Origin of the sequence: Vibrio sp. AND4 (assembly GCF_000171815.1) — a bacterium.
Taxonomy (GTDB): Bacteria; Pseudomonadota; Gammaproteobacteria; order Enterobacterales; family Vibrionaceae; genus Vibrio.
Genome location: NZ_ABGR01000003.1, coordinates 125,713 through 138,347 on the forward strand (window position 1 = coordinate 125,713; position 12,635 = coordinate 138,347).

13 protein-coding genes are annotated in these 12,635 nt (G+C 39.4%); 4 read left to right on the forward strand and 9 right to left on the reverse strand.

What is annotated here, in order from left to right; genetic code table 11:
- The first annotated feature begins 246 nt into the window (after positions 1-246).
- From AND4_RS05800 to AND4_RS05815, 4 genes are all read left to right on the forward strand, one after another.
- Positions 247-1,263 (forward strand): GGDEF domain-containing protein, encoded by a 1,017-nt coding sequence (locus AND4_RS05800; protein ID WP_009841993.1) that lies wholly within the window; start codon positions 247-249, stop codon positions 1,261-1,263.
- Between the two features lie 64 nt (positions 1,264-1,327).
- Positions 1,328-2,146: a transcriptional regulator gene (locus tag AND4_RS05805; RefSeq protein ID WP_009841994.1), complete on the forward strand. Its 819-nt coding sequence runs from the start codon at positions 1,328-1,330 to the stop codon at positions 2,144-2,146.
- The gene (locus tag AND4_RS05810; protein ID WP_009841995.1) at positions 2,143-2,796 is read left to right on the forward strand and encodes a LuxR C-terminal-related transcriptional regulator; all 654 of its coding nucleotides are present in this window, start codon (positions 2,143-2,145) and stop codon (positions 2,794-2,796) included. Before AND4_RS05805 ends, AND4_RS05810 begins: the two co-directional genes overlap by 4 nt.
- 437 nt (positions 2,797-3,233) lie before the next feature.
- Positions 3,234-4,817, forward strand: coding sequence for a BCCT family transporter (locus AND4_RS05815; protein ID WP_009841996.1), 1,584 nt, complete (start codon positions 3,234-3,236; stop codon positions 4,815-4,817).
- Between the two features lie 126 nt (positions 4,818-4,943).
- On the opposite strand, the gene AND4_RS05820 is transcribed toward AND4_RS05815, so the two are convergent.
- The 9 genes from AND4_RS05820 to AND4_RS19305 all read right to left on the reverse strand — a co-directional run bounded on the left by AND4_RS05820 (position 4,944) and on the right by AND4_RS19305 (position 12,597).
- Positions 4,944-6,545, reverse strand: a complete 1,602-nt coding sequence (locus AND4_RS05820) for a long-chain fatty acid--CoA ligase (protein WP_009841997.1) — start codon at positions 6,543-6,545, stop codon at positions 4,944-4,946.
- Between the two features lie 208 nt (positions 6,546-6,753).
- Positions 6,754-7,125 carry a hypothetical protein gene (locus AND4_RS05825; RefSeq protein WP_144017040.1) on the reverse strand — a complete coding sequence of 124 codons (372 nt, stop codon included), beginning with the start codon at positions 7,123-7,125 and terminating at the stop codon, positions 6,754-6,756.
- 49 nt (positions 7,126-7,174) lie between these two features.
- Entirely contained in the window at positions 7,175-7,891 is a 717-nt protein-coding gene (locus AND4_RS05830; RefSeq protein ID WP_009841999.1) for a winged helix-turn-helix domain-containing protein, read from the reverse strand.
- Complete coding sequence (locus AND4_RS05835; RefSeq protein WP_009842000.1) at positions 7,884-8,492, reverse strand: hypothetical protein; 609 nt, start codon at positions 8,490-8,492, stop codon at positions 7,884-7,886. Before AND4_RS05835 ends, AND4_RS05830 begins: the two co-directional genes overlap by 8 nt.
- Positions 8,482-10,086 carry a hypothetical protein gene (locus AND4_RS05840; protein WP_009842001.1) on the reverse strand — a complete coding sequence of 535 codons (1,605 nt, stop codon included), beginning with the start codon at positions 10,084-10,086 and terminating at the stop codon, positions 8,482-8,484. Before AND4_RS05840 ends, AND4_RS05835 begins: the two co-directional genes overlap by 11 nt.
- A complete protein-coding gene (gene tadF, locus AND4_RS05845) occupies positions 10,086-10,616 on the reverse strand; it encodes a tight adherence pilus pseudopilin TadF (RefSeq protein WP_009842002.1) in 531 nt (176 codons plus the stop codon). Before tadF ends, AND4_RS05840 begins: the two co-directional genes overlap by 1 nt.
- Entirely contained in the window at positions 10,603-11,097 is a 495-nt protein-coding gene (locus AND4_RS05850) for a hypothetical protein (RefSeq protein ID WP_009842003.1), read from the reverse strand. Before AND4_RS05850 ends, tadF begins: the two co-directional genes overlap by 14 nt.
- On the reverse strand, positions 11,066-11,770 hold the full coding sequence (locus AND4_RS05855) for a hypothetical protein (RefSeq protein WP_009842004.1): 705 nt from the start codon (positions 11,768-11,770) through the stop codon (positions 11,066-11,068). The genes AND4_RS05850 and AND4_RS05855 overlap by 32 nt, the downstream gene beginning before the upstream one ends.
- Positions 11,770-12,597, reverse strand: a complete 828-nt coding sequence (locus AND4_RS19305) for a type II secretion system F family protein (RefSeq protein WP_186004047.1) — start codon at positions 12,595-12,597, stop codon at positions 11,770-11,772. Before AND4_RS19305 ends, AND4_RS05855 begins: the two co-directional genes overlap by 1 nt.
- Positions 12,598-12,635 lie beyond the last annotated feature (38 nt).

The window sequence follows — 12,635 nt, forward strand, 5'->3', positions numbered from 1 at the left end:
AAACCGAATAGTTTTATACAACTTCGCCTCATAGAATGGTTTATAAAACGGCAGTAGGTATCGAGCAACTTTATGAAATGTAGTGTAGCTTGAAGACGAGAGAGACGCCCGAAAAAGCAGATATGCATCGAACTTTATATTTCAATCGATGCTATTTATTGTTTCTCACGTTCTTCATTCGCACGTCTCTCATACCGACTCTTCTCTCTAGCTGCCCATTATTTGCTGTTTCTTTGAGACGTAACTATGGACAGAACGCAGTTCACCAACATTTTTATACGCGATTACACTCGCTCAACAAGTTTAGGGATTTTCATTACACTCATCGTTTGTGTAATCAGAGAGGTTGATTACATTGTATACCTTCCTTACATATTCTCCGCGGTACTCAGTTTTACCTACCAACGTGTGGGTAAATTGTCAGCTCTCGAACAAAAACAGCATCCGGTTGTTGTCTCACTGATCCTTGGGTATACCCTAACTTTTTACTTGTACTACCTATTAGGCGGACACTTTCTTTTTTCTTCCCTGGCCACCGTCAATATTCTTCTCACTTTAATGGAGTTTGGTGTACTTTGGTCATCAATCACATACATACTATCAATGCTAATTTGCTTTAACATTGACTTGATAACCTCGGGTAGTAATCCGTTTAAACTGCAAGGCTTTAGTGAGTTTTCCATTCGGAGTGCGTTTTTTTACTTGTTCAATTTTCTGATTTACAAGGGTTTGTGCTCAGTAGAGAGTCATTTTCGCAGCGCTTGGAAAACGCAATATGAACAAGTTGAGAAGTTAGAACGGCTGCTCGAAATAGATGAACTAACAGGTTGCTACTCCCGCTTCAAAGGCAATCAGCTGATAGATCAACAGATACAGCATGCTCAACCGTTCACTCTGTTGTACATAGATTTCGATGGCTTTAAGGCGGTGAATGACGAGTTTGGTCACGACGCCGGAGACAAAGTATTACGTATCACGTCACGACGTATCTTGAACATATTGTATAGAGGCCAATTCGCCATACGAATTGGCGGTGATGAGTTTATTCTTTGCCTACCAGAGTTTGAAAGTACAAAGGATTTAGAACAGTTTCAATCTTTGCTGCATCAAGTATGTAGCGCTCCTATTTTTATCCATTCTCAAAACGTTCACATCAGTTTAAGTGTTGGTTTGGCTCGGTTCCCTTACGAGGGAAGATCCAGTGATACCTTAATCCAGCACGCAGACCAAATGATGTACCTCACTAAAAGATCAAAAACATAGAGTTTTGGTTCATTCCAAACCACTTCGAAGTAATTAAAAAATAATGGGTCCAGGACGTAGATATATGGTTAGCAAGTTAGAATTTTCGCACGCGGTTGCTGCTATTCGAAAAGAGAGAGGCTTAACTCAAGGTCAATTAGCCGATGAGTTAGCAAGAAGTTACAGCGCCTTTGAGAGTTTAAACCAACCAACGCTAAGCCAATGGGAAAGTGGGAGGGTCACACCTAGCTTGTTAAAGCGACTCGCTTTCTCTCACTATATAGGCGAACAGTACCAATACACTTCAAGCGAATACAAACGCATCAAAGCCTCACAAAGTAAAAGCATTTATCTGAGCTTTAAAGACATTGTCTACCAATACCAGGTTACCGATATCAAAAGCTGCTCCCTCAACCAAATCAGCGTACCAGAATATGAACAAATCGACACGGTTCACAAGCAACTAATCACTCCTGGTGGTGTGGAGGACACACTTAACCAATTTGACGAATCACCCAGCAAGGCACGGCTTTACTACTGCAAAGGTATGCTGGTAGGCCATCTTATTTATCAAGAGCTGAGATCTGAATTTAGGATTCTCAGCTTTTGGCATTTAGGAAGGTCAATTTTGAAGTTTTTAGTTTCCGACATTCTACACATAATGGGCAATGCCATCATTCACTTTCCCGTTCACGAACCTGTGATTAAACAACTCCTATTCGACATTTTTGTACAGGATTTCTACCACCATCGTCGTGTCACGTTTTTTAAAGCGACCGCTACACAAATATTCGAAAACCCCATGGTAAAGCATTGTTTTGACGGTTTTTTAGATCTGGTGCTTTATCGCTTCCATCAAGTAGGAAATGAATTTATGCAATCTCGACAGGAGGCCCACTCATGATGAACAGTAATACAATCAACAACACAATTCTTCTTTTTACCTTTAATAATGTTCAAGGCCGAGGGTTACAAAAAGCGATTGAGCAACAACTTGGGCACCCTGTATTACTGGCAAAAGGGGCCGAAATCGACCTATCTTCTTATCAAAATGGGCATTATGTGGCGATCGTTGATAGTTCCTTACCTGATCTTTCAAAAGTCAAAACGACACTCGGCGGATTAGCGCATATTGACGCAACGGTTTTGGTGAATGCTGAGCCTAATTTAGGGATTGAGAGTCTGCTTACTTGGTCAAATCTTAAAGGCTTATTCTATTTTGAGGATGATTTGGATAACGTTCTCAGAGGCTTAAAAGGGGTATTGAATGGGAAGAATTGGCTCTCTCGAGATGTTCTAAATCGACTGGTTGCCTATCTTGCTAACTTAAATCACACCGTAACTGAGCTGGATACGCAACTTGAAATCGAGCTTACTCGTCGCGAAACACAGGTACTGACGGCACTTTGTCAAGGGGGATCAAACTTGGATATTGCAGATTCACTGTTTGTGAGTGAGCATACAGTGAAGTCCCACCTTTATAGTATTTTTCGCAAACTAGAAGTCAAAAACCGGATGCAAGCGATCGCGTGGGCCAAACGTAATCGGTTCTAAAACGGTACCTCTAAACCAATAAGGGAGTTCAGATGCTCCCTTTGATAGTTGGTTTGTCTGTCTAAAGTCTAAATTTCACGACAGTTACAAAAATAACAGACATAGAATCGCCCAAATCAAACTAGCGAGAGATAAACCAATCAGACGAAGTTGTTTTCCTTGCTGACTGTCTGTAAACCGTGAATCCATGACAACAGTGTGAATCCTGCACCTTAAAACCATTAGGGTATGCTTATGAAATACGACACATTAAATGTAAAAATTCTTTAACCATAAATCAGTAATTTGACAATGGAAACCACATTTCTTGAAGTTTTATGGTTATATTGAGTAACCCAACGTGTTAACATCAGCAGCTTTTTGAACATCCTCACACTTTTCGAGCTATTTGTGTGGGGGAAATGCACGGCTTCCGAGCCCTAAAAAGCGAAGTAATTATGTCAAATATGACGAACGCCGCCTCTCATGCTCCTGTTAAGGAAGCAGACTATTCTGCGATTCATCCTCCATCCCTCCTAAAACGTCTCGAACTTACCAACCCAGTATTCTGGTTAAGTGGTAGCTTCCTCTCTGTGTTTGTGCTGCTTGCTCTTACGAATACAGACTCCTTGACCGCAATGGTTAACGCAGGCTCTGGTTTTGCGACTCAATACTTCGGCGCTTTCTGGCAAGTATTGCTTCTTCTGAATTTTCTTATTGGTTTGGCTATTGCACTAGGTCGTACAGGTTACGTGCGCTTGGGTGGTCTAGCGAAACCAGATATTGACACCTTCAAGTGGCTGTCGATCGTACTTTGTACCCTACTAGCAGGTGGTGGCGTTTTTTGGGCTGCGGCTGAGCCAATTGCTCACTTTGTTTCCGCGCCACCTTTGTACGGAGAAGCGTCACCAAGAGCTTCTGCGATCAACGCGCTTTCTCAATCTTTCATGCACTGGGGCTTCCTTGCTTGGGCCATCTTAGGCTGCCTCTCTTCGATAGTGTTAATGCACCTTCATTATGATAAGGGCTTACCACTCAAGCCACGTACGCTACTTTATCCAGTATTAGGCGACAGAGCCATTAACGGCTGGATAGGTGATGTGGTAGACGCTTGCAGCATCATTGCCGTCGCAGCAGGCACCATAGGTCCAATCGGTTTCCTTGGTTTACAAATCAGCTACGCATTGAATTCTCTGTTTGGTTTACCAGATACCTTCATGACTCAAAGTATCGTGATTGTCGCTGCAATTCTCATGTACACCTTATCTGCGCTAAGCGGCGTAAGTAAAGGTATCCAACTTGTGAGCCGTTACAACATCGTGTTGTCTGTTGCCTTGATAGGTTACCTCCTGTTCTTTGGCCCAACCAGCTTTATTATCGATGGCTATGTACAAGGTATCGGTGGCATGGTGGATAACTTTTTCCCAATGGCACTTTACCGTGGTGACACAGCATGGCTAAGTGGATGGACAGTATTCTTCTGGGGTTGGTTTATTGGTTATGGCCCGATGATGGCAATCTTCATCGCGCGTATCTCACGCGGCCGTACCATACGTCAGTTGGTTCTTTCTATCAGCATCGCAGCACCTTTGATTACCTGCTTCTGGTTCAGCATTGTGGGTGGCAGTGGCTTAGCTTTTGAGCTAGAAAGCCCGGGGTTGATTTCATCAGCATTTGAAGGATTTAATCTCCCGGCTGTACTGCTTGCAATTACATCCGAGCTACCATATCCAATGGTGATTTCGGTATTGTTCTTGATCCTGACGACGACCTTTATCGTGACGACAGGTGACTCGATGACTTACACCATCAGCGTAGTAATGACGGGCTCTGATGAGCCGAATGCCGTGATTCGTTCGTTCTGGGGCATAATGATGGGAGCAGTCGCAATCGCACTGATTTCAATGGGCTCTGGCGGTATCTCTGCTTTGCAGTCTTTCATTGTGATCACAGCGGTACCCGTTTCTTTCATTCTACTGCCAAGTATTTGGAAAGCACCAAGCATCGCCAAACGCATGGCGAAAGAGCAAGGTTTGGTCTGACTAAAACTTTCTTTAAATTAAATAAAAAACGGCCCCGATACATAAATTGTATCGGGGCCGAATATTATGGGTCGGACTCAAACATCTTCAATACTTGCCGTCACGAATAATTGATGCTCTTAGTAATTATAGATAAAGTTTACGCAGCGCTTTCTTATCGACTTTTCCTACGCTGGTCTTTGCAATCTCATCCACAAACTTAACTTTGAGCAGTAAAGCCTCTCTGGCAAGAATACCTTTGCTGATAAATTCTTTGGCGAAGCCCAGCAGTTCTTTCTCTGATAACTCAGCGTCTTTTTTCAAAGTCACCAGCGCAAACGGCACCTCACCCCATTTGTTGTGCGGCATGCCTATCACAGCGGCTTCAGACACCGCTTGATGCTGGTGTAGAATGTCTTCTAGCTCTAAAGAACTCACCCACTCACCAGATATTTTAATCATGTCTTTTACGCGGTCGGTGATTTTGATAAAGCCCTCGTTGTCGATATGGGCCACATCACCAGTGTGTAGATAACCACCGTGCCACAAAGCTTTAGAGTTCTTATTATCTTTATAGTAGTTCGGTGTCAACCAAGGTGCACGTACTACGATTTCCCCAGCTGTTTCACCATCGTTAGGGAGTATATTCATTTCATCATCAACAATGTGTGCTTCTACCATCGCAGCTGTCTTGCCCGTTTTAGAGCGAAACTCAGCTTGTTCAACGAGGTCAAGTTCAAGCTGTTCAGGAGTCAGCTGGACAATAGATAAAATCGGGCCTGTCTCACTCATTCCGTAACCAGCAAATACGTCGATACCACGCTTAAGGGCAGATTTGCACAAGGCTTTTGGTAGCGCCGCACCACCAATCACCACTTTCCAGCCGGAGAAATCAATCGACTTAGATTTTGGTGAGCTCAAAAGCAGATGTAGTATGGTTGGCACACAATGAGAGAACGTTACCCCCTCATGCTCAATCAAATTCATCAGAACATCAGGTACATACTTACCCGGGTAAACCTGTTTAACACCAAGCATGGTCGCCATGTAAGGAAGCCCCCAAGCATGAACATGGAACATCGGCGTAATCGGCATGTAGATATCACCTTGATGTAAACGGCCTTGAGAAACACCAGTTCCGATTGTGCTCAATATACCCAAGGTATGCAGCACTAACTGGCGATGAGTAAAGAACACGCCTTTCGGAAAACCTGTTGTGCCCGTGGTATAAAAGGTCGTTGCAACCGTATTTTCATCAAAGTCGGGGAAATTGAACTCGGTACTTTCGTGCTGAATAAGACGCTCATATTCACACTGATCATTATCACGTAATACTAGGTAGCGCGTGACCGTATCAATACGACCTTTGATCTGTTCTAGAATTGGCAGAAACTCTTCATTAATGAGAAGAATATCGTCTTCAGCATGGTCTATCGTATAGAGAATCTGCTCTGAAGACAGGCGGACATTGACCATGTGGAGCTTGGCGCCAATCATAGGAATCGCAAAGTAGCATTCAAGATAACGGTGCGAGTCATAATCCATGACCGCAACCGTATCGCCTTTCTTCACTCCCATCTTTGTAAGTGCGTTAGCAAACTGCCGCACTCGATCATGGAACGTTTTGTAGCTGTGACGACGGTGGTTCGCGTAGACGATTTCTTGCTCTGGATTGAAGGCAACCGGGGAAAACAGCAAGTTTTTAATTAGCAGCTGGTAATTGGATGGATCATTTACGTACTGGTTCATATCGGGTTTCTTTTTGTCTTTTTCTAAATGTTCGCTTTACGTGGGTGACTCTATCATAGCTCAAACAGCGGAGCGTATTGCGCACTCTATGAGGCATCAAGTTCTAAAGCCCTTTGTTATGTAGCTTTATAAGACAAACCCGGAAGTAGTTAAACTAAAAGATCTCCAATAAACATCAAACTATATCGAACAACGAGCTACGCCGAGATCACTTATCTTGAGTATCAGCCAGAATAAATTTACCCTCTGAAGCAACAACAAGCGCTCTCGGAGACAAGGTATAAAGCGCCAATTTCTGGACGGGATGAAAAAAATCATACTTGAACGCTTGCTCAAATGTCTCTTCCAGCTTCTCTCCTGGGCCTTTCTCACTGATAACATACGTGTTTTTTCCAAGTTTTACTAACTCATAAAGCCTAGTGTAAGAGTAGCTTTTGTTATCAACCTTGACTGTCGACTGAAGGAGCATTTTCTTCTCATTCAACACATCAATTAGGTAATCGAAGTGAATGCCCTTATTGGTAGTAATGCTCGCTGAAAAACGATTCGAAATGCCAGAGCTTTCGGATACATTGAGCATAACAATTCCCAAACAGGCAAAAATCAAAACGACCAAAAGATCCCTCTTCTTACAACGAAGTAACATAGACATCTCCCTTAACCTTGCTAATGACGTATGAACTTTGCTTATCAAAAGCAAAGTTTGAAATATCGTTGCACTCGATTTCTTCACTCGCAAATATCGCTTTTGCATCGATATTGCATTTATCTAACTGCAATGGATTTAAATGAGATTCTGATGATAACTTGGGGAAATCAATAGTACTTCGGCTTAGCATCATTCCAACTAAAAAAATTGAAATAAGGAAAACAAAGACCAGATCTCTAAATCTAAATTCACGGTCTTCGTTAATACTAAAAACTTCTTTGAGAAAATGATATTGGAAAAAACGGTATCTCTTTTCAGACTCAGGATCACGATCGAATATTGTATTCGCCGAATAAGTGATTTCGTTACCGTTAAACTCATAGCTATCTCTTAATGTTAAATAATAGCCAACACCACGTTGGCTTTTAATTTCCATTATTTGTGAAAGCGGTTTAAGCTGTCTTCTTGTCTTCGAAATCAACTGAATTAGGTTTGAGCTATCCGGTCGATAATTACCTTCATTTTCGCTACCCCAAACCTCTTCGATTATAGAATCGCTAGAACAAATCTCACCATGACTGTTTAATAAGTTATAGAAAAGATTAAATTCATATTTTGTAAAATGAATATCAACCCCATTTTCTCCATATAAACTTCTTTTATGTTTATCAACAGTCCAAAATACCTCTTTATTCATAAGTTAATCCATATATAGAAACGCTACGACGTTTAGACTTATAAAACTCATCATTTGCTCTAGAGTTGTCTTGCCCAAAAGCACCTAAGTTCATAAAGAATATATCTTTTCTACCTTTAAGTTTTTCGACCACTTGGTTACCACGTTTGAGTGATAGATTTAAGTTATATATCGAGTCTCCAACAACCGAAGATGAAGCTACAACAAGCAGAGCATCAGCATCAATGAATTCATTTGTCGAAGAGATATGGGATAAATCGGACTCGCTAATTTCGTACAATGCAGTATCAAAATAAATAGTGGTAAGGTGCTTAAAGTTATTGGCATTTAAAGTTCTATGTAAATATGAGAAATCGTTTTGTTCACAAATATTATAAGCAGATGTTTTCATGTCACTAAGCTTTTCCTTTAGGACATAACTATGAGCTGAGTGAGATTCGATCGTGCGTCCCATAAATGAGTAATAGTTACCATCTTTCATGGTATTTTTTGGGATCAAATAAGTATCACAGCTCTCAACTGACATTTGCGCATTAGCAATGTGGCTAGACATGAGTATCAGCATCATAACAAGTTTTAAAAAATATGATTTATTCTTCATCGTTTTCATTTCCAATATAAGTTGAGCTAGATTCTTGTAAAAGTTCGTAGGATATTCTGTCAGTGAGTTTTTCGTCTTCGTCGATTTCATCAATATTAATAATACCTGTTGATTCATTCCAGGTCTTAGTACAATCTAATCCTTCAATATCTTCAATATTAGAGCTTGTATCAACAATGAATATTGATTTGGCGGATGTTTGATTAACATATTTATTTTTCACCGTGCCGCAAAACCTGCTCAGTATATCTTTATCTTCATTCTCTTGATCCTGATCAGTCAGGTGAATATCATCTAAAGAAGTAATATTAATCACCACTGTTCTTTTATTTTTAAGATTAAATGCTTTTTTTAATGAGTAATTAAAACCTTGTACTGGTGAAAAAAAAGTATCTCCGAAATCCATACTATTAACTATCGATAGAAATTTTTTGTAGTCAGTCGAATTTGAAATAATTTTCTGACTTGGACAAGATCTTGAATTTCCGAAGTATTTATTTCTTGTCACTTTTAGGTTGTCCAGGTTCTTTATCTTTGTCCGTTCAGAGTCCGCGATAGCGTCGTAGTCGGTATAGTGATACCCGTTGGAGTCTAAAAACTCATCAAAGTAGTTGTCTAAATAAAGGTAGCTATCACCTTCATACTTGGACTTAGCGTAATGAAAGGCCAGATCATGATATTCGTCAAAGTAAGGGGTAGATTCTAAGTCTTCTACCACTTCTTTTTGTTTATCAACCTGTTCTACTTTATCCTCTAAATCAGACTCATATCCCTCAATATTTTCATTTAAGTTTTTGATCTGATGCTCTAATTCTGCTATTTGCTCCTCTAACCTATCTTTATCTTCTGGATTAGCTTCTGCGAGCTCTGCTCTAAGCTGTTTAATTTTTCTCTGTTTTTGAGCAATCAGGGAATTCGCATTCGATATATTTTTTTCAATCGAAGACTTTTGATTCTCAAGGTTTTTGAGCAAGTCAACTTGTACAAAGTATTTCTCCCACCATTGAAATGAGAATCCATCACCACGAGGGAACGTGGTCCAACATTTACCATCTATATTGATCCGATACCCATAAGGAATCACGGTAAGCGATGAGTCAGTTTTGGCAAAAAGCGACTTAAGGGCATCATTGAGCGAATATTTGACTTCGTTCACAATTGCCTTGGTTTTTGGATCATTGGAAACGGCGACAATGACGTTCAAATCTTCATAGTGTTTTGCTCGAATAGTTTTGGCGTCAACAGCAAACGAGCTATTATGCCCCTCGCTCAAACCGAGGGTTAATTTGCGATGTTGTCGCATGGGTAAAGTGGTAGTCATATAAACCACTTCATCATCATCATGATTTTCGAAAGTCCAATCGGCATTCGAACCATTTACATTGATGCCATTTAAACTTGCAACTTGCTTCTCTACATTATGTTTAGGGTCACCGGTAATAGCAGTAAGGTCGTTAAGTTCGCTCGTCGTATTAATCTGAACTTTTGCAGCTAAATAACTTTGGCTCATATCATATGAGTAGTAGGCAAACACAATGACCGATAACATGACCAACAACACAAGTGGTGTAACCGATCCTTTTTGATTTCGCATTAGTGATGTTTCCCATAATGAGTGGAAGAAAACTTGACTTCGAACCACTGATAAGCCTCTTCTGGTATCTCAGTGGCATTGAACGCAGAAATGTTGCGGCACAACGTCACCCTGTAGACAGAGTGATACTTGTTGTAAGCATTGGTAATGGGTGGAAGCTCGAGCAACGATGAATCTATGTCACAGGGTTTACTATCGATGTCATTATTAATTTGGATTTTCTTATACTTTTGACGACCACTTCTGATCTCTCCATAAGCTAACTCTTCAACGATAATCGAGATTTTTCGGTCTTCGAGATGAAAAATATCTGACAACTTATGTACTTCAGACTCTTTTAGGTCACCTGTGAATAAATCGCGACGATTAGAGATCACTTCAACGGCTTGATAAGCCATATCTGACATCTCAAGCTTCAATGCGGTTGAAGCCGCATATTGCATAGTTAATAACAAGGTGAAAAACAAAATCGGCGCAAGGAGAGTTGTCTCAATCGCAATACCACCATACTCTGACTTAATAAATTTCATTGACAATAACCAGTTCTCTTTCCATGCCTAAGAAGGCAGATGGATATATCGTTGAAAACAATTGTGAAAAGCTCTTGTAGTCAAAATCGAAAGAAATAAGGATTAGGTTCGTATTATTGATATTGCTTTGACTGCAATCCATCTCATTAGTACGCTCAGCCAAATCATCAACATTTTTAAAGCACCTAAAATTCAGAGAGCTTGAGTTAATACTAATATAATTTCGATTCACATCTTCATTTAACACCTTTAGAAAATTAGCCTTTGATTGATCCAGGCTGTTATCTTTCTCGATGGATGAGTAGTCGAATAGTTGGACTGCACGAGTAATATTGTAGTTTAATACACTCTCATTTCCTACATACTGAAAAAAACCCGCAATAAGAATAAATATATAGATGATGATCGGTATAGTAAATATTGCCTCAATTGAAGCTATGCCATCCTCATCATTTAAGTGTTGTGTACTTAATATCTTCATAAATCAACAAGGCCTTTGCTTTGTCTTTATATTTTTTGTTGAGAAGATCAATGACCATTTCATCTTGACCTGCAACAACACCAGCTAAGACAACATATTCAATGTCGTTAGTACCTGTCTCATACGAGTTATAAATCTTCAAAAAATTGGATTTATCATCAGGTTTGTAAGCAAATCGAGAAAGGAGCATATTATTATAAATACTTTCTGATGTAGGGTATTTTCTACTCAAAGTAACAAATTCTTCGCTACATTTTTTTTTCCCCAGGTCTTCACATTGTGAAACTAAATACAAATTATCAACTTTTGCTAAAAGCTTATTATTTACTTGATATTCCGGAGTTTTCTTAATTTTATCGAGATAATTTCTAGATTTTTCATTATCACCGTCTTCTAAATAGATCACCGCGAGCAAATACAAGTCGTCATAATTGAGTTTTTCTTTCGTACTTAAAACATAAATAGCTCTATCTCCATTGCCATTTTTATAAAATGAATATGCCAGTAGAAAGTTCTCTCTATCACTGATTTTTTTCTTATCTGAAAGCTGGGTAATAACTTTATCGTAGCTTTTTAAATTGAACGCAAGTTCTACACTTTCATAATTACTGCCTGTAGATTGGCATCCGAAGAGTGTTAGAAGAACGATTGAACAAAAAAAATTTTTTTTCATTAAATTTTACTCAATAGATTCAATACGCCAGGAGCGATGATTTCGACGATAATTGGAAACATGATGAATAGAATAAGTGGTATGCCCATCTTTGCGTTCACCTTGCCTATCTTTTCCTCGGTTTCGATAAAGTGAAAATTTCGGATTTCTTTTGACAAAACACGTAAAGCATCAGTGACTGGTGCACCACTTTCTAACGCATTTTCCAGCACTGCTGTAAAATCGCGTACCTCTGGTAAATCAAGGCTTTTGCGCAGATTTTCTCCTGCTATACTAAAGCCGTTGTTAGAAATATCGTTCGAGTAGATTTTGATGTAGTTTGATAGTGAAGATGACATATTTCCAATATATTCAGATACAGCAACGAGAGCTAATTCTACTGTCATACCTGACTTTGTAGCTGTCGCTAATAAGTCCAAAAAATATGTAAAGTTTGTCTTGGTTCTAAGCCTTTCAACATTTACAAAAAACTTCTTAAAAAACATTTTAACTGCTATGTTATTTATGACTAAGAATCCTAAAATAAACATAAAAAACTTTGTTTTGTCTTCAGTCAGATAATAAAACAAACCTAGAGCAATTACTGTTTCGATTAGATAAATAAGAAAGAAGTTAATTTTACTTTTTTTATTGACTAAGCCACCAGATGACAACATTGTGTAAAGCTCGTTTCCTGACAAAAACTTTTTTATAACCAAATAAATGCTATCATCAATTATATCCTTCAGCTCAGAAATCTGATTAAACAGATTATAATATTCTTGCTTACTATCGTGATCTGAAATCATGAACTTAAAGTTGTCAACATATTCTTGTTCTTCTTTCATACTTTTACTATTAAGTATAAAAACAATTGTTCCTAGTA